At 61.8% G+C, this 23,323-nt stretch carries 24 protein-coding genes; 11 read left to right on the forward strand and 13 right to left on the reverse strand.

Annotated elements, in window-relative coordinates; all coding sequences use genetic code 11:
• Positions 1-7 precede the first annotated feature (7 nt).
• Positions 8-976 carry an octaprenyl diphosphate synthase gene (ispB, locus tag FBAL_RS17265; protein WP_013346877.1) on the forward strand — a complete coding sequence of 323 codons (969 nt, stop codon included), beginning with the start codon at positions 8-10 and terminating at the stop codon, positions 974-976.
• A 60-nt stretch (positions 977-1,036) separates the two neighbouring features.
• On the opposite strand, the gene mdh is transcribed toward ispB, so the two are convergent.
• On the reverse strand, positions 1,037-1,975 hold the full coding sequence (mdh, locus tag FBAL_RS17270; RefSeq protein ID WP_013346878.1) for a malate dehydrogenase: 939 nt from the start codon (positions 1,973-1,975) through the stop codon (positions 1,037-1,039).
• Positions 1,976-2,223: 248 nt separating this feature from the next.
• Between mdh and argR the strand changes: the two genes are divergently transcribed.
• Positions 2,224-2,694, forward strand: a complete 471-nt coding sequence (argR, locus tag FBAL_RS17275) for a transcriptional regulator ArgR (RefSeq protein WP_013346879.1) — start codon at positions 2,224-2,226, stop codon at positions 2,692-2,694.
• A gap of 59 nt (positions 2,695-2,753) precedes the next feature.
• On the opposite strand, the gene FBAL_RS17280 is transcribed toward argR, so the two are convergent.
• From FBAL_RS17280 to nrfA, 8 genes are all read right to left on the reverse strand, one after another.
• Positions 2,754-3,674, reverse strand: coding sequence for a Dyp-type peroxidase (locus FBAL_RS17280; RefSeq protein WP_013346880.1), 921 nt, complete (start codon positions 3,672-3,674; stop codon positions 2,754-2,756).
• A 128-nt stretch (positions 3,675-3,802) separates the two neighbouring features.
• A complete protein-coding gene (locus tag FBAL_RS17285; RefSeq protein WP_425357364.1) occupies positions 3,803-4,834 on the reverse strand; it encodes an ABC transporter ATP-binding protein in 1,032 nt (343 codons plus the stop codon).
• On the reverse strand, positions 4,831-6,462 hold the full coding sequence (locus tag FBAL_RS17290; protein ID WP_013346882.1) for an ABC transporter permease: 1,632 nt from the start codon (positions 6,460-6,462) through the stop codon (positions 4,831-4,833). The genes FBAL_RS17285 and FBAL_RS17290 overlap by 4 nt, the downstream gene beginning before the upstream one ends.
• Positions 6,463-6,465: 3 nt before the next feature.
• Positions 6,466-7,437, reverse strand: a complete 972-nt coding sequence (locus FBAL_RS17295; protein ID WP_371877176.1) for a Fe(3+) ABC transporter substrate-binding protein — start codon at positions 7,435-7,437, stop codon at positions 6,466-6,468.
• Positions 7,438-7,611: 174 nt separating this feature from the next.
• Positions 7,612-8,865 carry an ammonium transporter gene (locus FBAL_RS17300; protein WP_013346884.1) on the reverse strand — a complete coding sequence of 418 codons (1,254 nt, stop codon included), beginning with the start codon at positions 8,863-8,865 and terminating at the stop codon, positions 7,612-7,614.
• Between the two features lie 12 nt (positions 8,866-8,877).
• On the reverse strand, positions 8,878-9,216 hold the full coding sequence (locus FBAL_RS17305) for a P-II family nitrogen regulator (RefSeq protein WP_013346885.1): 339 nt from the start codon (positions 9,214-9,216) through the stop codon (positions 8,878-8,880).
• A gap of 664 nt (positions 9,217-9,880) precedes the next feature.
• Positions 9,881-10,129: a GlsB/YeaQ/YmgE family stress response membrane protein gene (locus FBAL_RS17310; protein ID WP_013346886.1), complete on the reverse strand. Its 249-nt coding sequence runs from the start codon at positions 10,127-10,129 to the stop codon at positions 9,881-9,883.
• 92 nt (positions 10,130-10,221) lie between these two features.
• A complete protein-coding gene (gene nrfA / locus FBAL_RS17315; protein WP_013346887.1) occupies positions 10,222-11,607 on the reverse strand; it encodes an ammonia-forming cytochrome c nitrite reductase in 1,386 nt (461 codons plus the stop codon).
• Between the two features lie 284 nt (positions 11,608-11,891).
• Here nrfA and FBAL_RS17320 point away from each other — a divergent pair, with 284 nt between their 5' ends.
• Together FBAL_RS17320 and FBAL_RS17325 are read left to right on the forward strand one after the other, a co-directional pair.
• Positions 11,892-13,574 (forward strand): type IV pili methyl-accepting chemotaxis transducer N-terminal domain-containing protein, encoded by a 1,683-nt coding sequence (locus FBAL_RS17320; RefSeq protein WP_013346888.1) that lies wholly within the window; start codon positions 11,892-11,894, stop codon positions 13,572-13,574.
• Complete coding sequence (locus FBAL_RS17325) at positions 13,567-14,181, forward strand: response regulator (RefSeq protein ID WP_013346889.1); 615 nt, start codon at positions 13,567-13,569, stop codon at positions 14,179-14,181. Before FBAL_RS17320 ends, FBAL_RS17325 begins: the two co-directional genes overlap by 8 nt.
• A 6-nt stretch (positions 14,182-14,187) precedes the next feature.
• On the opposite strand, the gene FBAL_RS17330 is transcribed toward FBAL_RS17325, so the two are convergent.
• Positions 14,188-14,553 (reverse strand): YacL family protein, encoded by a 366-nt coding sequence (locus tag FBAL_RS17330; RefSeq protein ID WP_013346890.1) that lies wholly within the window; start codon positions 14,551-14,553, stop codon positions 14,188-14,190.
• Between the two features lie 172 nt (positions 14,554-14,725).
• Here FBAL_RS17330 and acuI point away from each other — a divergent pair, with 172 nt between their 5' ends.
• The 5 genes from acuI to lpoB are packed head-to-tail and all read left to right on the forward strand — an operon-like array spanning position 14,726 to position 18,434.
• Positions 14,726-15,706, forward strand: a complete 981-nt coding sequence (gene acuI, locus FBAL_RS17335; protein ID WP_013346891.1) for an acrylyl-CoA reductase (NADPH) — start codon at positions 14,726-14,728, stop codon at positions 15,704-15,706.
• Positions 15,707-15,731: 25 nt separating this feature from the next.
• Complete coding sequence (locus tag FBAL_RS17340) at positions 15,732-15,944, forward strand: SlyX family protein (RefSeq protein WP_013346892.1); 213 nt, start codon at positions 15,732-15,734, stop codon at positions 15,942-15,944.
• Between the two features lie 20 nt (positions 15,945-15,964).
• Entirely contained in the window at positions 15,965-16,483 is a 519-nt protein-coding gene (gene def, locus FBAL_RS17345) for a peptide deformylase (RefSeq protein ID WP_041251353.1), read from the forward strand.
• Positions 16,468-17,811 carry a COG3014 family protein gene (locus tag FBAL_RS17350; RefSeq protein WP_013346894.1) on the forward strand — a complete coding sequence of 448 codons (1,344 nt, stop codon included), beginning with the start codon at positions 16,468-16,470 and terminating at the stop codon, positions 17,809-17,811. The genes def and FBAL_RS17350 overlap by 16 nt, the downstream gene beginning before the upstream one ends.
• A gap of 23 nt (positions 17,812-17,834) precedes the next feature.
• Positions 17,835-18,434, forward strand: a complete 600-nt coding sequence (gene lpoB / locus FBAL_RS17355; protein WP_013346895.1) for a penicillin-binding protein activator LpoB — start codon at positions 17,835-17,837, stop codon at positions 18,432-18,434.
• A gap of 45 nt (positions 18,435-18,479) precedes the next feature.
• On the opposite strand, the gene FBAL_RS17360 is transcribed toward lpoB, so the two are convergent.
• Positions 18,480-18,674, reverse strand: a complete 195-nt coding sequence (locus tag FBAL_RS17360; RefSeq protein WP_041251355.1) for a YheV family putative zinc ribbon protein — start codon at positions 18,672-18,674, stop codon at positions 18,480-18,482.
• Positions 18,675-18,743: 69 nt separating this feature from the next.
• Between FBAL_RS17360 and FBAL_RS17365 the strand changes: the two genes are divergently transcribed.
• Both FBAL_RS17365 and FBAL_RS17370 read left to right on the forward strand, forming a co-directional pair.
• Positions 18,744-20,642, forward strand: coding sequence for an ATP-binding cassette domain-containing protein (locus FBAL_RS17365; RefSeq protein ID WP_013346897.1), 1,899 nt, complete (start codon positions 18,744-18,746; stop codon positions 20,640-20,642).
• A complete protein-coding gene (locus tag FBAL_RS17370; protein WP_013346898.1) occupies positions 20,642-21,136 on the forward strand; it encodes a TIGR02444 family protein in 495 nt (164 codons plus the stop codon). Before FBAL_RS17365 ends, FBAL_RS17370 begins: the two co-directional genes overlap by 1 nt.
• 54 nt (positions 21,137-21,190) lie before the next feature.
• On the opposite strand, the gene FBAL_RS17375 is transcribed toward FBAL_RS17370, so the two are convergent.
• Positions 21,191-22,768 carry a GMC family oxidoreductase gene (locus FBAL_RS17375; protein ID WP_013346899.1) on the reverse strand — a complete coding sequence of 526 codons (1,578 nt, stop codon included), beginning with the start codon at positions 22,766-22,768 and terminating at the stop codon, positions 21,191-21,193.
• Positions 22,765-23,268, reverse strand: a complete 504-nt coding sequence (locus FBAL_RS17380) for a twin-arginine translocation signal domain-containing protein (RefSeq protein ID WP_013346900.1) — start codon at positions 23,266-23,268, stop codon at positions 22,765-22,767. The genes FBAL_RS17375 and FBAL_RS17380 overlap by 4 nt, the downstream gene beginning before the upstream one ends.
• Positions 23,269-23,323: the final 55 nt, after the last annotated feature.

The following is a 23,323-nucleotide window of genomic DNA, read 5'->3' on the forward strand; positions in this document are numbered from 1 at the left end:
GATCAATATGGACTTGAACGCCATCCGCGACCTGGCCGACCACGATATGAAGATGGTCAACCAGATGATCTACGATCAGCTCCACTCCGACGTGGTACTGATCAACCAGCTTTCCTTCTACATCATTAATGGTGGTGGAAAGCGGATGCGACCCTTGCTGGCAGTGCTGGCTGCGCGCGCGGTGGATTATCAGGGCGATGACCACGTCAAACTGGCCGCCATCATTGAGTTCATCCACACCGCAACCCTGCTGCACGACGACGTGGTGGACGAGTCCACCATGCGCCGGGGTCGCGAAACCGCCAACGCCCTGTTCGGCAACCAGGCCAGCGTGCTGGTTGGTGACTTCCTCTACACCCGCTCGTTCCAGATGATGACGGAACTGAAGCGCCCCCGTGTACTGGAAGACCTGGCCGACGCCACCAACGTGCTGGCGGAAGGGGAAGTGCTGCAGTTGATGAACTGCAACGACCCCAACACCACCGAAGAAAGCTACATGCAGGTGATCTACTGCAAGACCGCCCGCCTGTTTGAAGCCGCCACACACCTGGCGGCGGTTATCGCCGACCAGCCCACCGAAGTGTGTGACGCCCTGTCCGACTACGGCCGTTATCTGGGCACCGCCTTCCAGCTGGTGGACGACGTGCTCGACTACACCGCCGACGCCGAAGAGCTGGGCAAGAACCTGGGTGACGACCTGGCCGAGGGCAAACCGACCCTGCCGCTGATCCACGCCATCGCTCACGCTCCGGAAGCCCAGAGCCAGCAGATCCGCAGCGCCATCGAAAACGGCGGCTGTGACGAGGTGGACGAGGTGGTGGCCACCCTGAATCAGGTCGGCTCACTGGAGTACACCATGCAGCGCGCCGTGGAAGAGGCCGACAAGGCCATTGCCGCCCTCGACGTACTGCCGGAGACGCCGTTTAGGGAAGCGCTGGCCTCCCTGGCCCGCATCGCGGTCGAACGCCGTAACTGAGGCTCCGCTTCAGCCACAAAAAAAGCGCCCCTGAGGGCGCTTTTTTTTATCCCGGCCTTATCAGCCGTTAACGAAGGCTTCGCCTTTGCTGATGTCGCCGCTGAGGGTCTCCAGCATGCCATCCAGCGCCTGCTTCTCGAAGTCGCTCAGGGCACCGTAGGAGAGAATGTTCTCAACGCCGTTTACGCCCAGCTCAACCGGCTGCGCGAAGAAGCGGGTATGTTCACCGGCGCCTTCCACGTAGGCACACTCAACCACGCCTTTCTCACCCTGCAGGGCACGCACCACCGACAGACCGAAGCGGCAGGCGGCCTGGGCCATGGAGAGGGTTGCGCTGCCACCACCGGCCTTGGCTTCCACCACTTCGGTACCGGCGTTCTGGATGCGGTGAGTCAGGCTGGCAATCTCTTCGTCGGTGAAGGAGACGCCTTCCACCTGGGACAGCAGCGGCAGGATGGTCACGCCGCTGTGGCCGCCAATCACGTTGATCTTCACCTGCTCCGGGCTCAGGCCCTTGGCTTCGGCGATGAAGGTTTCAGAGCGGATGACATCCAGAGTGGTCACACCGAACAGCTTGTTCTTGTCGTAGACACCGGCGTTCTTCAGCACCTCGGCAGCGATGGCCACGGTGGTGTTTACCGGGTTGGTGATCACACCGATGCAGGCGGTGGGCGCCACTTCGGCAACCTTGCCAACCAGGTTACGGATGATGCCCGCGTTGACGTTAAACAGGTCAGCACGGTCCATGCCCGGCTTACGGGCCACACCGGCGGAGATCAGCACCAGGTCAGCGCCTTCCAGGGCGGGAGTCGGGTCTTCGCCAGCGTAACCTTTGGCGTTGACGGCGGTAGGAATGTGGCTGATGTCGACGGCCACACCAGGAGTGACCGGAGCGATATCATAAAGGGCCAGATCGCTGCCCTTGGGCAGATTCAGCTTCAACAACAGGGCCAGAGCCTGACCAATGCCACCAGCGGCACCCAGTACTGCAACTTTCATCGTATTCTCCATCTTTCCATTGATGTGACGTGGATCATCTTTCCAACTGGCGCCCACAATACCCAAAGCCAATTCTGATGGCAATGCGACCAATGACGGTTGTCTAGCCTGTCATCACTAACGGCTATCAAAGGGGCACAATGAAGGGCAATCGATGCATTTTTATTCCCAAGATGTGAATATCACTTGCTTTTTAAGCAGACCTTATTCAAAGTGGCCCAGTCCAAACGGCAGAATCGATTACCACAATGAGAAACGCCAACGCACAAGAAGAACTGGTACGCGCTTTTAAGTCCTTACTGAAGGAGGAGCGCTTTGGCTCGCAGGGGGAGATTGTTGCCGCCCTGCAGGCAGCCGGGTTCAACAACATCAACCAGTCCAAAGTGTCCCGGATGCTGAGCAAATTCGGCGCTGTACGCACCCGTAATGCCAAGCAGGAGATGGTCTACTGCCTGCCGGCGGAGCTGGGCGTGCCCACCGCCAATGCGCAGCTGCGCAACCTGGTGCTGGATGTCGACAACAATGGCGCCATGATCGTGGTCCGCACCAGCCCCGGTGCCGCCCAGCTGATCGCCCGCCTGCTCGACTCCATGGGCAAAGCGGAAGGGATCCTCGGCACCATCGCCGGTGACGACACCATCTTTATCGCCCCCAGCCAGATCAGTGCCATGGCGGAAACCCAGGACACCGTTAAAGCGCTGTTCAACTACCACGACTGAGGTGGTGGCATAAAAAAACGCCCGGCATTGGCCGGGCGTTTTTGTGTCTGGGGCTGACCTTACAGGCCGGCAGCCTGCTCCATAAAATCGATGGAGGGGGCAAAGTACGCCGCACCACTGACCGCCTGGGTAAACTTGAGCAGGTGGTCGTAATGCTCGCCATCACCGTGAATCATCGACTTCAGCTGCGCGGTGAAGTGCAGCGGGGTCTTGCAGCAGGCGATAAAGAACAGGCCCTGCTCCTGCATGTTGCCGTAAGGCATGCTCTGGCGCAGAAGCTCCATGCTGGTGCCGTCTTCGTACTTCAGGTTAACCCGCTTGATGTGGGCAAAGCCCGGCTTGGCGGCACTGGGGTACTCCACGTTCTCCACCTTGGTGCGGCCAATGGTGTCTTCCTGAGTTTTCAGGGATTGGCGCTCCCACAGCGGCATGTTGTGCACGTAGCGCTGGGTATGGATGTAGCTGCCACCGGCAAACGCGGCGTCTTCCGCACCCACCAGAGCCACCTCACGACGGTGCGCGCCGGTGGGGTTCTCGGTACCATCGACAAAGCCGGTCAGGTCACGGGCGTCCAGGTAACGGAAGCTGCGTACCTCTTCCACCAACTCCGCCAGGCCCGCCAGGCGGCGGCACACTTCAGTGGCGGCAATGTGGTTAACGTCGAGCCGGTCGCTGCGGATATGCACAAACAGGTCAACCGGCTGGCTCGGGGCACTGCGGTCTTCCGCTTCAAAGCTCGGGAAGGGGGCCAGTTCCGCCGGGCGACCCTGCGGATACAGGCTGTCCCAGTAGTTGGCCCCAATGGCGACAAAGCCGTTAAAGGCGCAATCGGCGTTGCGGTCTGCCGAGGTTTGCAGCCAGGCGGCCAAACCCGCGATCACGCGCGGCAATGTGGATTCCGCGCCTTCGCTGGCATTAAACATCAAATAGATGCCGTGCAGGTTGCCCTCTGCACAGATCCCACCCTGTTCCCTGGGCATGCGTCCTTCCTTGTTGGTGATATCAACGGACATGGTCAGTACCGACAGATCTGAGTTTCAATCCCACAGTCTGCGCAGCCCGGCCGGGACTGGCAAGTGGCGTAAAGGAAAAGATTGATTTACCCCAATTAAAACAGCACCAGAGCGTGGGGCAAAGCCGCCACCGCCACGCGCTGTCCCTGTTCCAGACCGATATGGCCGGAGCGCACCGCCAGCTCCACTGGGCCAACGCTGACCTGGTAATCGCAGTAGGTGCCCTTAAAGCGACGAGCGGTGATCACCCCACTGCCATGCGCGTCCGGCTCCAGCGCCAGCTGTTGTGGCCGCAGCAGCAGCTCACCGCGATGGGTGGGCGGGAAGCACAACGGGCTGATGCTGTGGATGGCACCCAGCGGCGTTTCCACTTCGTGTTCGCTGGCCACAATGGCATCCAGATAGTTGCCACCGCCCAGGAAATCCGCCACAAAACGGCTCACCGGACGGTAGTACAGCTCTTCCGCCGGACCGGTCTGCACCACCTTGCCCTCATGCAGCAACGCCAGCCGGTCGGCAAAGGCGAAGGCCTCCTCCTTGGAGTGGGTCACGAAGATGGCACTCACGCCCTGCGAACGCAGAATGGCGCGGATCTCTGCCATCAGCTCACCACGCACCTGGCTGTCGATGTTGGAGAAGGGCTCATCCAACAGCAGCAGCTTCGGTTTGTAGGCCAGCGCGCGGGCGATCGCCACCCGTTGCTGCTGGCCGCCGGAGAGTTCATGAATGTAGCGATCGCCCAGGCCATCGAGCTTAACCAGGCGGATCATCTCTTCCACCCGCGCACGGGCTTCCGCTTTGGGCCAGTGGCGCAGGCCAAAGCCAATATTGCGGGCCACGGTCAGGTGCGGGAACAGGGCGTAATCCTGGAAGATCACGCCGATGCCGCGTTGTTCAGCAGGCACCAGCTGGTCGGCAGAGGAGATCACCTCACCGTCGAGGCTGACCTGGCCGCCGTGCACCGGCATCAGGCCGGCAATGGCGCGCAGCAGCGTGGTTTTGCCACAGCCACTGGGGCCCAGCAGCGCCAGGATTTCGTTTTCAGCCAATGACAGCGCCAGGTCAGACAGGATGCGCTTACCATCGTATTCACACACCAGGGCGTCGATGCGAAGTTTCGACATCAGTGGACATGCTCCAAACTGCGGTTGAGATACAGCACCGGCAGCAGCCCCACCAACACAATCACCAGTGCCGGCAGTGCGCCCAGTTCCAGCGCCTCATCGGAGACGAATTGATACACGTAAGTCGCCAGGGTTTCAAAGCCAATGGGCTTCAGCAGCAGCGCCGCGGGCAGCTCTTTCATCGCCTCGATAAAGACGATCAGGGCCGCCGCCAGCATGCCGCGCCGCACCAAAGGCAGGTGAATATGGCGCAACACCCCGGCAGGGCCGTAGCCCATGGTGGCACCCGCCATATCCAACGACGGACTCACCCGCTTAAAGCTGGACTCAATGCTGCCCAGCGCGACCGCCAGGAAGCGGACGGTGTAGCCAAACACAATGGCCACCATTGAGCCAGAGAGTATGAGGCCGGGTAAGCCCATCCCCATCGCCTCCGCCAGGTCATTGATGGCGAAATCGGCGCGGGTCAGCGGGATCAGGATGCCGATGGCCAGAACCGTGCCCGGCAACGCATAGCCAAAACCGGCGATGCGGCTGGGCCAGCGGTCCCAGCGCCGCGGGCTGACCCGAGCCAGGAACTGCAGCCCCAGCGCGATCACCACCGTCAGCGCCGCCACCAAAGCGGAAACCATCAGGCTGTTGGCGCTGTACTGCCAGAACTGGCTCAGCGAGTCCGGGTCGAAATATTCCACCGCGTAGTCCAGCAGGATCAGCGCCGGCAGGATAAAGGAGAGGAACAGCAGCAAAGTGCAGTAACCGGTAGCCACCACGGCGCGCCAGCCGGTCAGGGTGTAACCATAATCGGCGCTCTTACCCTCCGCTTTCTGGAACTGCTGCTGACGCCGGCGGGCCATGCGCTCACCGAACATCAGCACCGCGATGCCCAACAGCATCAGGGTAGAGAGACGGGCGGCACTGCTCATGCTGCCATGGCCCTGCCAGATGTCGTACACCCCGGTGGTCAACGTGTTGACGGCGAAGTAGCTGACCGTGGCAAAGTCCGCCAGGGTCTCCATCGCGACCAGGGACAGGCCCACCGCAATGGCCGGACGGGCCAGTGGCAGGCTCAGTCGCCAGAAGCTTTGCCAGGGGGTACAACCCAGGGTTCGGCTGGCCTGGATCAGGTTACTGGCCTGCTCCAGAAAGGCGGTACGCGCCAGCATAAACACGTAGGGGAACAGCACCAGGGACAGCATGATGGCGGCGCCACCGAGGGAACGAACCGGCGGGAAGTAGTAATCCATCGGGCCCTGGAATCCGGCCACATCCCGGAGCAGGCGCTGAATCGGTCCGGCATAGTCAAGCAGGTCGGTATAGACGTAGGCCACGATGTAGGCGGGCATTGCCAAGGGCAACAGCATCGCCCACTGGAATACCCGTTGGCCGGGGAACCGGCACATCGCCACCAGCCAGGCAGAAGGGAGCCCCAGCAGCAAGCTGCCGAGACAGACCAGTAAGATCAACGACACCGTGTTGGCCACATAGGCATTCAACACGGTGTTGGTCAGGTGTTGGAACGCATCCTGATCGGGCTGCAGTGACTGCAGCACCAGCGCGAACAGGGGTAACGTCAGGGCGGCTGCCGTCAGGAAGCCGCCCACACTCCAACGTCGCGAAAGCGTCAGAATCATCGTTTAGAGATCGAACTTCACCTCGTCGAGCAGCTTCACTGCTGCCGCGTGATGTTCAGCAAGTTTGGCCACCGGCAGTACGTCCGCTTTGTACTGCCCCCAGGACGCCACCAGCTCAGAGGGGGCGACCTTCGGATTTACCGGGTATTCGTAGTTCAGTTCGGCATACAGGCCCTGGGCCTGTTCGCTGGAGAGGAACTCCAGCAGGCGCTGGGCCCCTTCCGGGTTCTTGGCGTGTTTCGCCATGGCACCGCCGGACACGTTCATGTGCGCACCGCGGTCATTCTGGTTGGGGAAGTTGATCACAACCGCTTCGGCCCAGCCACGCTGGTTGTCGTCTTCCAGCATCTTACCGTAGTAGTAGCTGTTACCGATGGCGTAATCACAGGCGCCTTCAGCCACCGCACGCACCTGCGCACGGTCGTTACCCTGCGGCTTACGGGCCAGGTTGGCCTTCACGCCTTCCAGCCAGGCTTTGGTCTCGGCTTCGCCGTGGTGGGCAATCATGGAAGCCACCAGCGCGATGTTGTAGGCGTTTTTACCAGAGCGCATGCAGATCTTGCCCTTGAACGGGGCGGTCGCCAGGTCTTCATAACGGATGTCGGCAGCCGGGCCAACGCGGTCCTTGGCGCTGTAGATGTTGCGCACGCGCAGGGTCAGGGCAAACCACTGGTTGTTGGGGTCGCGGTACTGGCTCGGCAGGTTCTCGTTCAGCACATCGCTGTTCACCGGCTGAGTCAGGCCCATGTCTACCAAAGTCGCCAGGCGGGAGATGTCGGTGGTCAGTACCACGTCTGCCGGAGAGAGGCGCCCTTCACGCTTGAGGCGCTCTTCGAGGCCGGTTTGGGCAAACACCACCTGGGTCGGAATGCCGGTTTCCTTGGTGAACATGTCGAGCATCGGCTCCACCAGGAACGGCTGGCGATATGAGTAAACAGTAACCGGCTGCGCTGCGGAGGCCAGCGAGCTGACCATCAGTAGCAGGGCGGAAAACGCGTAACGACCCATGTGGTGAACTCCTTTCTTGAATAGGAGTAATTCTCTTTTACGTTAAGATAACCCTTAACCCCATAGGGAGCAATGACCGACATCAAAAAAAGCCCCCTGAGATAGGGGGCTTTGCTGTTTGTTTGTCGATTATGTGAGCGGTCAGCCTGCGGTTTTCACCGAGACAAATTCCGGATAGGCGTCGATACCACAGTCGGACAGATCCATCCCGTCGTACTCCTCCTCTTCGGTGACCCGAATGCCCATGGTGGCTTTGAGCACGCCCCAGGTCACCAGGCTGGCACCAAATACCCAGGCGAAGATCACCGCGGCACCGGCCAGCTGGCCCATCAGGGTGGCGTCCGCGTTGGACACCGGCACCACCAGAAGACCAAACAGGCCGCACACGCCGTGGACAGAGATGGCCCCCACCGGGTCATCAATCTTGACCTTATCCATGCCAACGATGGAGAACACCACCAAACCACCGGATACCGCACCAATCGCAGCCGCCAGTACCAGGGACGGCGACAGCGGGTCTGCGGTGATGGCCACCAGGCCCGCCAGCGCACCGTTGAGGATCATGGTCAGGTCGGCCTTGCCCCAGGTCAGTTTGCACACCAGCAGCGCAGCGATGGCACCAAAGGCGGCAGCGGAGTTGGTGTTGACGAAGATCTTGGCCACCGCACTGGCGTTCTCAGCGTCAGACACCATCAGCTGCGACCCCCCGTTAAAGCCGAACCAACCCAACCACAGGATAAAGGTACCCAGGGTCGCCAGCGGCAGGTTGGAACCCGGGATGGGGTTCACCGAACCATCCGGGTTGTACTTGCCCCGACGGGCACCAAGAAGAAGCACCCCGGCAATTGCCGCAGCGGCGCCAGCCATATGCACGATGCCGGAACCGGCAAAGTCCACAAAACCCAGTTTCTCGGAGACAAAGCCACCCCCCCAGGTCCAATATCCCTCAACTGGATAGATAAAGCCGGTCAACACTACGGCAAAGGCCAGGAATGCCCAAAGCTTCATGCGCTCAGCCACTGCCCCGGAGACAATGGACATCGCGGTTGCCACAAACACCACCTGGAAGAAGAAATCGGACTCCAGAGCGTGGTCAGCGTCTGCCGCCTGGCTGCCAATCAGGCCACCAATGCTGGGCAACCAGCCGCCCTCACCGTTGTCCACGTACATGATGTGGTAACCCACCAGCAGGTACATGGCGCAAGCGATGGCATACAGGCACATGTTCTTGGTCAGGATCTCGGTGGTGTTTTTGGAGCGGACCAGGCCCGCCTCCAGCATGGCGAAACCGGCCGCCATCCACATCACCAAGGCACCAGAAATCAGAAAATAGAAGGTGTCCAGGGCAAAGCGCAGTTCCGCTACCGTGGCACCCAAAGCCGTTACTTGTTCCATACCCTCTCTCCCTTAAATCGCTTCAGCGTCCATTTCGCCGGTGCGGATCCGCACCACACGCTCAAGATCGATAACGAAGATCTTGCCGTCGCCAATCTTGCCGGTGCCCGCCGCCGCGGAGATCACCTCGATGAGTCGCTCCACGTTCTCGGTCGCGGTGGCGATCTCCAGTTTTACCTTGGGCAGAAAATCCACCTGGTATTCAGCACCACGGTACAGCTCGGTGTGGCCCTTCTGACGACCGAATCCCTTCACTTCTGTCACTGTCAGTCCCTCGACCCCCAGCTCGGCAATCGCCTCACGGACGTCGTCGAGCTTAAAAGGCTTGATGATCGCGCTAACCAATTTCATGCCGTTCTCCTAATCCCTGCAGTCGCTGGTGCCAACGCTATTACAACCCTCGTGCCATAATTTTTTATTCATTATTTTCAGCGGCTTATTCAAATGCATGTTAAGGGATGGTGAAAAAACGCACCGTTTTGAACCGGCGTTTCCAGGGGAGGCACCAACTTGGTGCAGCCCCCTGCAGCCCATAAAAAAGTCTTCGCGGACGAGCGGGGAAAGAAGACCGTAGCGACTTCTCCAAGAAAATACCTTTTCATGGCCTCTGCTCGCCTTGAGGGAATGATGCTGTTTCCGAATAAGAATGAGCACCCAGCTATCACGGCGCAGCCGTCCACCAAATGCCGACTCGCGGCGCTGAGCGGGAGCGACTGAGAGTGAAGCCGAGGGCCAGGGATGGCCCGAGTGCCAGTCGAGCAAGGATGCGAGTCTGGCCAGTGCTGAACGGGAAGGAGTGGGAGCGAAGGGCTTTCGCCGCGCCGGAGGCAGGGGTGTCAAGAGCGGGGCGCGCAGCCGGGCAACGCCCTTCTGGTGCCCGCCGGGGCACCCCGGCAATGGCTCGGTAGGTGGCAACGGGCTCGGAGCCAAGGTTCCCACGGAAGTATGCGATGAATCATAAAAACGCCCACCCGGTGAACCGGATGGGCGTTGATTTAGCCTTCGTCAGGCGAGGTCAGCTGCTGACTTTGTTATAGACAAACAGCACCACCAGCGCCCCGAGAACCGCCAGCGCCAATGAGCCGACATCAAAGCCGGAGACTCCGCCCCAGCCCAGCATCTGGCCGATGTAGCCGCCGACAAAGGCCCCGGCGATACCGAGCAGGATGGTCATGATCCAGCCACCGCCGTCTTTACCCGGCATGATCCATTTCGCCAGTGCACCGACGATCAAACCGAGAATAATCCAGCTGATGAAACCCATATTCAGCTCCTAGGTAGTTAACAGACACCAGATAACCCTAGACCAGGCATAAAAAAACGCCCCCTTAGAGGAGGCGTTTTTGTCCGGTCGCGTTACTGAGCGTCAGAGCCGTACTTGGCCTGGTACTCTTTATCCCACTCGGGGACAACCGTCTCGAGGAACTCGTCCTTGGCTTTCTGCATGGCCGGCTCATCCAGGCCGACAGCCACCTGGGCCGCCGCCTTGGTGGAGATGTCCGGCAAGGCAATCGGCTCCAACTGGCCGTGCTTGGCCAATACCCGGGCCAGAGAAACACGGGCGTCGCTGCTGCGCTCCAGTGAAGACGCCAGCAGACGCAGGGCCTCTTCCGGGTTATGGGCGTGGATGCCGTGGGAAGCGATGGACATATCCCAACGCCACTGAGCGTGGCGGATGGCGGTGAGCGCCTCCTTCATCTCGGCTTCGGTGGCACCGGCATCCCAGGCTGCCTTCGCTTCAAAGTGGGCATGCACCAACTGCTTCTCAGCCTTCAGCTTGGCCTCTGTCACCATCTCTTTGTAGTGCTTGGTGACCGCTTCCAGCTCCTCTTTGGACTGCTCATGGCAACGGGCACAGGTGAACTCGAACTGGTCAAACGGGTTGCCAACGTTATGGTCGGTGTACTTCCGGCCCTCAGCGTTGGTCACGCGCGGCATATGGCAATCGGTGCAGGACACGTCGTTGCGGCCGTGGGTGCCGGTTTTCCAGGTTTCGAAACCGGGGTGCTGTGCTTTCAGCATCGGCGCCTTGGACAATCCGTGGGTCCAGTCGGAGAACTGGATCGCGTCGTAGTACTTCTCCATCTCGTCGGCGCTCAGGCCGTTATCCCAGGGGAATTTGACGAACTTCTTGTCCGGCGTGAAGTAGTACTCTACGTGGCACTGGCCACACACCATGGACTGACGGTCAGACTTGCTGGCCTTATCCCAGGGCATGCCAATGGTCTCCATCGCGCGGTCTGCAAAGGGCACCGAAACGCGCAGGCGGGCATTGTTGTCGTGGCAGTTGCCGCAACCGATCTCATGGGTGATCTCGTTACCGCCCCGGGCCCACTTGCCCTTGAAGTAGGCGTCCTCGCCATTGGCCTCGATGTAACGGGGCACGTCCGGCGACTTACAGGACCAGCATGCCATCGGCATCGGGCCATCGTCCGGCCCTTTCGGCGCGCCGGTACGCAGGGTCGCGCGCAGATCGGTAATGGTGTAATGGTGACCCCGGGCCTTGTTGTAGTCCTTGGCAAAACCATAACCGGCCCACAGCACCACCAACATTGGGTCCTCTGCCAGCGCGTCCACCACCTCGCTGCTGTCCTTGGTTTGCTGCCAGGTCTCGTACTGATGCTTAAATTTGGCAAACTGACTGCTGTCTGCCTCAGTGATCTTTCCCGCGCCAGCAGCGGCTGTACTCACGGCCATCAACGCCGCCACGCTGAAAACACGCCATCGCAATGTGCTCACCATTGCTTTTCTCCTTGTATTTGTGAACTCGCCAGTGAAAACCATTCACCAAACCTAGACTAGCGTGGATTGATAAGCACCCCAAGTCACCAAAAGTCCAATGTCGGCCCGAGTTGATTGTGATCAAGGTGTTAACGCCATCGTCCTGCCAACCACCATTCCCTCGTCGCTTCCCGGGCAGATGTGATCAGCTTGTCACTCCAACTGGCTCACACTCTTGGCCACCGTGGCTTTGCCTTCCTGACAACTCTGGGCACAATGTCGCCATCCCCCTGCCTGGAGCGGTTATGGCCCGAACCACCCGACTTACCACCAGCGTCATCCATACCATGTTGCTGGTGACGCTGCTGTTCTGCCTGCAAGGCGGCATCAGCCTGATCACCGCGCTCTACAGCACCGGTGACGCTCAGGCCATCAATGACTCCGGCTCACTGCGGATGCGCTCCTACCAGCTGCTGTTTCTGGCCAATTCCGAGGGACGCCATCTGGAACAGAAACTGGAGGAGTTTGAAACCATCCTCTACTCCCCCGCTCTGGCCCGCTCTGAAGCCTGGTATATGCCCGCCGCCAGTGGCCACACCTACCGCCTGGTGAAGGAGCGCTGGACCCTGATGAAGGAGTACGCCCAGGAGGGCAACTCGCGCCGCTATGTCCGAGAAGTGAAACGCTTTGTCGACGAGATTGATGCCTTTGTGGATTCACTGGAGAAGTTCAGCGCGTTAAAACTGCGGGTGCTGATGATCTCGCAGATCCTCACCCTGGCCCTGATGGGGGCCCTGACGGTGTACGCCCTGTTTTTTGTCCGGCGTCAATTCGCCCAGCCATTGGAGCGGCTGGAGCGGGGTGCAGAAGCGATTGCCGCGCGCAATTTTGCCTTTACCCCCCAGCCCAGCCGTTACCGCGAGCTCAATACCCTGGGCCAGACCCTGGCCAGCACCGCCCGGGATCTCGACACCCTCTATCAGCAACTGGAGAGCAAGGTGGTCAGCCAGGATCTGGCGTTGCGCCAGGCCCACGAACGACTGACCTTCCTCTACGATGCCGCCCAGACCCTAAGCAGCACCGGCCTGGAGAGCAGCGTGCTGACCCGCCTGATGACCGCGCTGCAGCAACACCTGGACGCCGATGGCGTGTGTCTGCAGCTGGACGGTGAACGGCCACTCTGTCTCGGCTGTAACGAGGGCGAACCGGCCCGGGCCTCCCTGAATGAAGGCGGTGACGCACTGGGCGAGATCCGGCTCTACCCAGCGGACCGCGCAGACCGGGACCTGCTTAAGAACTTTGCCCTGCTGTTGGGCCGCGCGGTACAACAGCACCGCGACCTGCTGATGCAGGAGCGGCTCGGCCTGATGGAGGAGCGGGCGGTGATTGCCCGGGAGCTGCACGATTCGCTCGGCCAATTGCTGGCGTATATGAAGATCCAGCTGACCCTGCTGAACCGGGCCACTCAGGCAGGCAGCCCCGAAGGCATCGAAGAGGCCCGGCAAGCCCTGAAAGTCTCGGTCGACAACGCCTACCGCCAGCTGCGTGAGCTGCTGGCCACCTTCCGCCTTAAGGTGGAAGCCCCGGACCTGCCCAGCGCTCTGGAGTGCATCCTCAATGAACTGGAGGAGCGCAGCGATGCGACGCTGACCCTGGATTACCGGCTGCCCCCCATGACCCTGTCTGCCACCCAGCAGGTGCACCTGTTGCAGCTGATGCGGGAAGCGGTGGTGAACGCCATCAAGCACGCCGGGGCCGGTCACATTCAGTTGCGCTGTATGGCCGAAGACGACAAATTAGTGATGAGCGTCGAAGACGACGGCATCGGCATGACCACACCGGACAACCCGGAAAATCATTTTGGCCTGAACATCATGCAGGAGCGCGCCCGCCAGATGGGCGGCACCCTGCGCATCGACCAGTCCCCCCTGGGCGGTGTCCGGGTTCAGGTCGCAGTCACCATTCCTTCGGAGGATTCTCATGGCTGAACCCTGGCAACTGCTGCTGGTGGACGATCACCCCATGCTGCGACGTGGCTTATGCCAGCTGCTGGCGGGGGATCCCCGTTTTCTCTCACCCTGGGAGGCCGCCAATGGCCCCGAGGCTCTGGCATTACTGGCCCGTCAGCAGCCCGATCTGGTCCTGTTGGATCTCAATATGCGACCGCTCAGCGGTCTTGATACCCTGCGGGCGATCCGTCGGGACTTTCCCCGCCTGAAGGTGGTGATGTTCACGGTGTCGGACCACCCCCGCGACGTGCAGGCGGTGCTGGATGCGGGCGCCAACGGCTATCTGGTCAAAGACAGCGAGCCGGAGGAGCTGGTGGAAGGTCTGGCCGAAGTGATGGCTGGCCAGGCAGTGCTGACGCCCCGACTGGAGGGCGCATTGGCTGAAGCGGAGGAGAACTGGGCAGCGCAACTGACGCCCCGGGAGCGCCAGATTGCTGAATTGATTGCCGAGGGCAAAAGCAACAAGGCCATTGGCGAGGCCCTGTTTATCAGCGAGGGCACCGCCAAAGTGCATGTCAAAAACCTGATGCGCAAAACCGACTGCCACTCGCGGGTCGAACTGGCGCTCAAGGTGCGGGAAGGGTAACCGGACTCAGCGTCCGGCCAGGAAAGACTGCCAGCTGTCCAGCAGCAGCTCGAAATCCTCCAGCCCGCACAGCGCTTCGCTTTCGGCATCGTAGAAGTCCAGGTCCGGCTCCAGCTCGATGCCGTTGGCCTGGCCCAAGGCGTGGTCCCGCACCCGCACCCAATCCTCCGTGATGTGCAACGCCTGCTCGGCGCCGTTGAGTATCCATTCACGGCGCTGGCCATGGCGGATCTCAGCCAGCGCATTGCGGATCCGCATCAGCGCTTCCGCCTCCTGGCACTCTTCGGTCAGGTAGCGCCCCAGCGCCTCATGACCCATCGACATCAACACCAGGGGCTGGCCCCCCAGCTCACGGCGAAACTCGTACTCCATACATCCTCGAGGTGATCTCCGCCCCATGGCGGCAATTCCAAAATGCGGCGCTGGCGACAAATCCGCATATGCATCTAAGGTCGCCTTGTGCAAGCCAAAGCGCCGCTATACAACTAGGATCCATTGTAACCCAGCGCCTTTGCTGGCGCCCCACCTAAACCGGGAGCCTCCCATGTTCAAAGCTCTGCAACTGCATCAGGATGAGTCAGGTAAAACCCTGGCCCAGATCGTTGAACTCGATAACCACCACCTGCCGGAAGGCAACGTCACCGTCGACGTGGAGTACAGCTCGCTGAACTACAAAGATGGCCTGGCCATCACCGGTACCGGCAAGATCATCCGCGATTTCCCGATGGTGCCGGGCATCGACTTCGTTGGCACCGTGTCTGACTCCGAAGACGACCGCTACCAGGTGGGCGATAAGGTGATCCTGACCGGCTGGGGCGTGGGCGAGCGCCACTGGGGTGGCATGAGTCAACGTGCCCGCGTTAAGGGCGACTGGCTGGTGCCGCTGCCGGCGGAGCTAAGCCCGGAACAAGCGATGGCTATCGGCACCGCAGGTCTGACCGCCATGCTGTGTGTGCAAGCCCTGGAACAGGCTGGCGTGAAGCCGGAACAGGGCCCGGTACTGGTGACCGGCGCCAGCGGTGGCGTAGGCTCCGTTGCCGTTACCCTGCTGGCCAAAGCCGGTTTTGAAGTGCACGCCGTGACCGGCCGTGCCGACAACGCCGACTGGCTGAAATCCCTCGGCGCCCACACCATTGTGGCCCGCAGCGAACTGGAAGGTCAGTCCCGCCCGCTCGACAAAGCGATCTGGGCCGGTGCCGTCGACACCGTTGGTGGTGATATCCTCGCCAAAGTACTGAGTCAGATGGCCTATGACGGTGCAGTTGCCGCCTGTGGCCTGGCCGCCAGCTTCCAGCTGCCGACAACAGTGATGCCTTTTATCCTGCGTGGGGTAAAATTGCTCGGCGTCGATTCCGTGATGTGCCCCTATGAGCGTCGCCTGGCCGCCTGGCAGCGCCTCTGCAACGACCTGGGTCACGAGCACTACGACGCCTTCAGCACCGTGGCTCAGCTCGAGCAGGTGCCGGAACTGGCCCAACAGATCATCAAAGGGCAGGTTCGCGGCCGGGTGCTGATCCAACCCTAACTGCCGTATTGGAGAAGCGCTCGGAATGACCGACACCCACACCAGGATCATGGAACTGGAAACCAAGATCGCCTATCAAGACAGTACCATCGAACAACTGAACGAAACGGTGGTCGAATTGAGCGCGAAGGTTCACAAGCAGGCGGAACAGATCCGCCTGCTGGCCGAACGCCTCAAGTCGCTGCCCAACAGTTCGGTGGCGGATCTCAGTGAGGAAACCCCACCGCCCCACTACTGATAGGAGTTCTGATGACGCCAATGGCCATAGCCCAGCTGGGTGAGCCGATTCTGCGCCAGCGCGCCCGCCCGGTCAGTGATGCGACCGCGGCGGAGATTCAGACTCTGTGGCAGCGTATGCTGGTCACCATGGAAGCCGCCGGGGGCGTTGGCATTGCCGCGCCCCAGGTGTTTGAACCGCTGCGTCTGATGATCATCGCGTCCCGTCCCAACGCCCGCTATCCCGATGCGCCGCAGATGGACCCGGTGGTGCTGATCAACCCGGAAATCCTCAACACCAGCGGTGAGCTGGTCAGCTTCGTGGAAGGCTGCCTGTCGGTCCCCGGCATCCGCGGCACCGTACGCCGCCCCGATAACGTCGAGGTGCGCTACCTCGATACCCAGGGCCAACCGCAGCAACTCAGCCTCAGCGGGTTTCCCGCCCGCATCTTCCTGCATGAATTCGACCACCTCGAGGGCCGCACCTTCCTCGACCAGGTGGACAGCCCCGCCGACCTTATCGCCCAATCCGTCTGGGAGCAGCAATGCCAAAGCGCTTAATGGTGATGGCTCTGGTGATGGTGCTGGCCGGCTGTGCCGGCAGCAGTCTGTTCCAGCCCTACCCCGCCCGTATGGCGCCGGTTAAACAAGCTCTGGAACAGGGCAACAGCCAGGCTGCACTCAAGCAACTGGAGCCGGGCCTGTCCGGCAGTGATGCCCTGCTCTATGCCCAGGAGGCAGGCCGGGTGGCAGCGTTGGGCGGCGACTATGCCGCCAGCCAGAACTACTACCGCGAAGCGATGGCGGAGTACAGCCGCTACGACTGGAAAGCGCTGGTCTCCCTCAGTGACATCACTGCGCAGGTTGGTGGTTCTACCGTCTCCGACAATCTGATCCCCTATCACGGCCAGGCCTACGAACGGGTACTGGTGCACCAGCAGCAGTCGCTCAACTACCTGTGGCAGGGCGACCTTGAGGGTGCCATGGTGGAGGTAAGACGGGCCGATCAGGCCCAGACGGAGTCCCTCAGGGCCTATCAGGATGCCCTCAAATCCACCCGTGCTCTGGAGAACGCTGCGGTGGATGCGGAACTCAATGAGCTGGACCGTCAGGCGGGCAAGGCCCCCAACTCCTTTATCAACGCCTACGTGCTGCTCAGCAACGCCGCCATCTATGAGGCCAACGGCCAGCCCAATGACGCCCTGATCGACATCCGCAAAGCGTTGCAGGTCTATCCGAACAACCGGATGCTGCAGCGCGAGCTGGTGCGCCTCTCCTGCCAGCTCAGCATCGACTGTGACGCGCTGTCCCGCCGCTACGGCGACCCGGTGATGCCCAAACCGGACCAGGGCCGACTGGTGGTGCTGTATGAAACCGGGTTCCTGCCCGCCCGCAGCAGTGTCTTTATCCCCTTTACCTGGGATGGCCTGTACCAGCAGGTGTCCCTGCCCACCTACCGCGCCGGTGGCCCGGAACCCGCTCCGCTGACCCTCACCGTTGGCACCGAACACCTGACCACCGAAGCGGTGGCGGACCTGGACGCCATGGCGGCTCGCGCCCTGCGTGAACAGTACCCCTTTATCCTGCTGCGTCAGGGCATTAGACTGACCGCCAAGCACAACGCCAATCGCTGGGCCGAGCGCAAAGGCGGCGATCTGGGCGCCATCACCATGGAGGTGTTCAACGCCCTGACCGAGCAGGCGGATAAGCGCAGCTGGCTGACCCTGCCCCGCCAGGCCCAGGCCTGGGCCGGTTTTCTCGACGCCGGGGAATACCCGGTCAATGTCGGCAGCGAGCGCACCACCCTTACCCTGAGCCCGGGCCGCACCACCGTGCTCTGGGTCGCCCGCCAGGGCGGCCTGACCCGAATTCAGTCCATACTCATCTAAGAAAACGCCTAAGGAACCGAACCATGACGATCACCAGCCCGAAAATTCTCCTGTCGCTGATGCTGGCCCTGGTACTGGCCGGCTGTCAGTCCAAGGTGGAGTATCGTGATGCCACCGAAGTGGAAACTGTCGACATCAGCTTTGGCAGCTCCGATCTGCAGGCCGTGGCCAGCAAGATGGTGGACTCCATGCTGACCACCCCGTCGGTGGTGCGCCTGACCGCCAACGACCGCCCCATCCTGTTTGTTGACCGCGTTACCAACAAAACCTCCGAGCACATCGACACCGAGTCCATCACCGACACCATCAGCACCCGCCTGCTGCGCAGCGGTGAGTTCCGCTTTATCGACATGACCCGGGTGGATGCGGTGCGCAAACAGCTGGATTACCAGAACAACTCCGGCATGGTGGACCCGGCCAAAGCGATCCAGTTCGGCCGCCAGGTGGGCGCCCAATACATGCTGTATGGCAACCTCTCCAGCATCGTCAAACGTGATGGTTCCACCCAGGACGTCTACTACAAGATGACCATGCGCCTGATGGACCTGGAAACCGGCCTGATCGAATGGGCCGACGAGAAGGAGCTGCGCAAGCAGCAGTCACGCTCCTTCCTGGGGCTGTAAAACCAGAACGGGGGCCGATGGCCCCCGCTCTTTCTCTGTGCGCCGTTACTCCGGCTTAAACACGCCGATCACCTCGCCGCCGGCTTTCTGCTCCGCCGCATCCGGCGCCTGGTGTTTGCGGTAACCACAGGCCACACACTCCATCACCTCAACACCGGACTCGGCGTACAACATCACGCTGTCCTGTTCCTGACATTCGGGACACTGTGCCCCAGCGATAAACCGCTTCTTGGTCGCCATCTGTTTCCTTTCCTGCTGGGCAGCGAAATACGCTATCATCCCGCCACTTTTCCACGTTCTGAGCACCCTATGATAACCCTGGACAAGGTACAACTCATCCGCGGTGGCAAACGTCTGCTCGACGACGCCAGCCTGACCATCTATCCCGGCCACAAACTGGCTCTGGTGGGGGCCAACGGTGTGGGCAAGTCGAGCCTGCTCGGACTGCTGATGAACGAGTACGGGGTCGACGCTGGTGAATGCCATGTGCCCGGCCACTGGCGCCAGGCCAGCGTGGCCCAGGACACCCCGGCGCTGGACTGCTCCGCGCTGGATTACGTGCTCGACGGCGACAGTCGCTACCGCGCCCTGGAGCAGGAGCTGGCGGATGCCCAGCACAGCGGCGACGGCACCCGCATCGGCCATGCCCACGACGCCTTCGAGGCGTACCACGGTTACCAGGTGCCCGCCCGCGCCGCCGAGCTGCTGGACGGCCTGGGTTTCTCCCAGACCGCGCAGGGCCAGAGCGTCAAATCCTTCTCTGGTGGCTGGCGCATGCGCCTCAACCTGGCCCGCGCCCTGCTGATCCCCTCTGACCTGCTGCTGCTGGACGAACCCACCAACCACCTGGATCTGGATACCCTGATCTGGCTGGAAGGCTGGCTCAAGCGCTACGACGGCACCCTGATCCTGATCAGTCACGACCGCGACTTCCTCGATGCGGTGGTGGGTGAAGTGGTGCACGTTGAGCACCTCAAACTCAACCACTATCAGGGCAACTACAGTCAGTTTGAGCGCCAGCGCGCCGCCCGCCTGGCCCAGCAACAGGCCAGCTTCGAGAAGCAGGAGCGCCAGCGCGCCCACATGCAGTCCTTTGTTGACCGCTTCCGGGCCAAAGCCAGCAAAGCGCGACAGGCCCAGAGTCGCCTGAAAGCGTTGGAAAAGCTGATGGTGGAAGCACCCGCCCACAGCGACTCTGGCTTCCAGATGGCGTTCCGTGAGCCGTTGTCCCTGCCCTCCCCGCTGCTGCGGATGGATGAGGTGCAGGGGGGCTACGGTGAGGTCACCATCCTGCGCCATATCCGCCTGAATCTGGTGCCGGGCAGCCGCATCGGCCTGCTGGGGCGAAATGGGGCCGGTAAGTCTACCCTTATCAAGATGTTGAGCGGCGACCTGAAGCCTCAGGCGGGCGAATTGCTGCTCAGTCAGGGGGTTAAGATTGGCTACTTTGCCCAGCATCAGCTGGAGTCTCTGGACCCGCGCCACTCGCCGCTGGATCACCTGGTCCAGATCGCACCGGAAGCCAAGGAACAGGAGCTGCGTAACTTCCTCGGCGGTTATGGCTTCGGTGGCGACAAAGCGCTGAGCCCGGTGGCCCCGTTCTCCGGTGGTGAGAAGGCTCGCCTGGTGCTGGCCCTGCTGGTGTGGCAACGCCCCAACCTGTTGCTGTTGGACGAACCCACCAACCACCTTGACCTGGAGATGCGCCATGCCCTGACCGTGGCCCTGCAGGGCTTCGAGGGGGCGATGGTGATCGTGTCGCACGACCGTCACCTGCTGCGCGCCACCTGCAGCGATTTCTATCTGGTGGATGGCGGCCAGGTGGCGCCCTTTGATGGCGACCTGGAGGACTACCACCGCTGGCTGCTCAAGGGCGATGAACAGAACGCGCCTGCCGAAACCGCCAAACCGGTGGACGACAAAAAAGCGCGCAAACGGGCGGAAGCAGCCCTGCGCCAAGTGCTGTCGCCGTTAAAGAAACAGCAGGAAAAGGTCGATCGACAGATGGCACAGGACCAGCAACGCTGGGATGAACTGGAGCAGCTGCTGTCTGACAGCGCCCTGTATCAGGACGACAAAAAGGCCGAGCTGACTGCGCTGCTGAAAGAGCGTGGTGACTTACAGAACCGGCTGGAAGAGCTGGAGATGGAGTGGCTGGAACTCCAGGAACAGATCGAGCAAATGACGCAATCCCATCAGGAGGGGTAATGCAGATCACCGCCGAGCAGTATTGGCAATTCAGCGAACGGGTCTGGCAGCAACATGGGGCCCGGCAAACCGCACTTGAGCTGCAGGACCAGCATGGACTGGAACCGAACCTGCTGCTGTTGGCCCTGCTGCTGGAGCAGCACGGCCAGTTTCTTGAAGAGGGCCAGTTCCGCCTGCTGCGGGACGCTCAGGCCCAGTGGTGCGAGAAGATGCTGGCCCCCTATCGCCAGTTGCGCCGCCTGGCCCGCAACAACCTGCCCACCGAAAGCTACCAGCAGATGCTGGAGGTGGAGCTGGTGATGGAGAAACGCAGCCAGCAGCTGATGCTCAAGGCACTGAATCACCTGCGGGTGCAAAGCAGCGGCGACAACCTCACCGCCTGCCTGCGGGCTCAGGACATTGATCCCCTGGCCCTGCCCGGACCGATGCTGGAACAGCTGACCCACCTGTTCCGCTCCAGCGAGCCGGACCTGCCGGACACGCTGGCAGGCTGACCCCCAAAACCGAAAAGGGAGCGCATTGGCGCTCCCTTTTTTGATCCTGTATGCCTACCCCTTAAGCTGCTCTGCCAAACGAGTGGCGTTGCGGCCGACGATGCCATACAGGGTCAGCTGCGGGTTGGCGCCCAGGCTGGTGGGCAGCATCGAGCCGTCCATCACCGACAGGTTCGTCAGGTGATGGTGCTGGCCATAACTGTTGACGATGCCCTGGGTCGGGTCATCACTCATGGCACTGCCGCCCATGATGTGGGCCGAGGCGACGGTGGTCTTCAGCGGCGCCATGCGCAGGTCACGGATCCCTTGCTTGGCCTGGGCCCAGCTGGACCACCAGGGCAGTTCATCATCCACCGTCAGCACCCGCCTGGCCCCGGCAGCAAACTGCGCTTCAGCCATCGCCAGGTGGGCACGACGGGCCGCGTCCCAGAAGGCGTCATTCAGCGGGTAATCCAGCACCGGATCACCGTGGTCATCCAGCGTCATCACCCCGCCCGGGCTCGCCTCGGAAAAGCCATCACGCACCAGGGCGATGGTGCCCTGGACATGGTCGAAGCGGGTCATCAGCTGGGCGTGAGCCGGGCCAAATCCGGGCACCTTGGTGGCGGTCAGCACCGGGTGCAGCGGCGCCACTTCCAGCTTGAATCCCAGGCCCTGCTCCGGCCAGACGAACTGATCGGAATAGACACTTTGCGGGGCACCGGCGTGGGCACTGACCGGCTGTTCAAAGTCCGCCACCGACAGCAGCGAGGGGTGCAGAAAGGTGCGCTTGCCAACCAGACCCTGCGGGTCCGGCAACGCCGAACGCAGCATCAGGGCCGGGCTGTGCAGGGCGCCGCCGCACAACAGGTAATGGCGGGCCCGCACGGTCACCGTGATATCCCGGCGCTGGTGCTGGGGGTCACGGGTGCGGCAGACCAGCGCAGTGATGGCGTCGCCCTGTTGTTGCAGCTGCCAGGCTTCGGTGCGGCTCAGCAGGGTCGCGCCGCCATCCAGTGCCGCAGGAATGGTGCTGACCAGCATCGACTGTTTGGCATTGATGGGACAGCCCATGCCGCAGTATCCGAGGTTGGCGCAGCCTTTCACATTGCGCCGAATCACCGTGTACTCCCAACCCAGCGCACGGCAGCCTTGCGCCAGCACGTCGTTATTGCGGTTGGGCGGCACCGGCCAGGGGTGGATATTGAGTCGCTGTTCGGCCCGCTCAAACCAGGGGTCAAGCTCAGCGCGGCTCAGGCCCTTAACCGCGTGGTGGTTCGCCCAGTGCGCCAGGGTGTTTTCCGGGGTGCGGATCGAGGTGGTCCAGTTCACGGTGGTGGAACCGCCCACACTGCGCCCCTGCAGCATGCCGATGGCGCCGTCACGGGTCTTCATTGCGGCGGACTGTTGATAGAGATCCGGGTAGGCCACCCGCTCCTCCATCACGAAGTGGGAGGAGGAGCGCAGCGGTCCGGCCTCCAGCATCACCACCTTAAGGCCAGCCTGGGTCAGGATCTCAGCCGCCGTGCCGCCTCCCGCCCCGGTGCCGACGATCACCACGTCCGCTTCCAGCGTCAGTGGCGCGTCCAGTGCTGCGCCGTCGATGTGGTGCCAGCCCCGCGCCAGCCCCTGTTTAATGGGATCGGTAATCATGCACTCACCTTTGGCCACTGCGGCTTTTGATAGGCCAGTGACGGCCAGTGGGCGGGGTCGGCGTACCAGGCCGCCTGGATCAGCTCTTTCAGGCCCTGATAGGCGATCACCAGGGTGTCAAGAAAGTGCTGGCGCCACTGCTCCAGCATCGCGGCCAGTTGCTCCGGCTGTCGGGCCAGCAGGGGGGTCAGGCTGCCGGTCAGCGCCAGCGCACCCAGTCGGTTCTCCAGCAGGTCAAACAGCTGGTTCAGTTGGGCCTGGCTGCCCTCGGGCAGGGTGGCAATGGTGTGGGCCACATTGGCCACAATGGTATCGGCCTGCGCGTCCAGTTGCGCCGTGGGGGCCGCGCCCTCCAACACCGGCACCACCAAAGCCCGCAACACACGGGCCTGGGGGTCGGTCAGCCCCGGCATCGGCTTTTCCACCGGCCAAAGCACCACCCCGGTAGCCACCGCGGCGGTACCGACCAAGCCGGCCAGCAAAAATTGGCGTCGATCCATGCTTCCTCCCTGGAACGCGTTACAGCCTCCCCTGATGGGATGACTCTGATCGGTG

This window comes from Ferrimonas balearica DSM 9799 (genome assembly GCF_000148645.1).
GTDB lineage: Bacteria > Pseudomonadota > Gammaproteobacteria > Enterobacterales > Shewanellaceae > Ferrimonas > Ferrimonas balearica.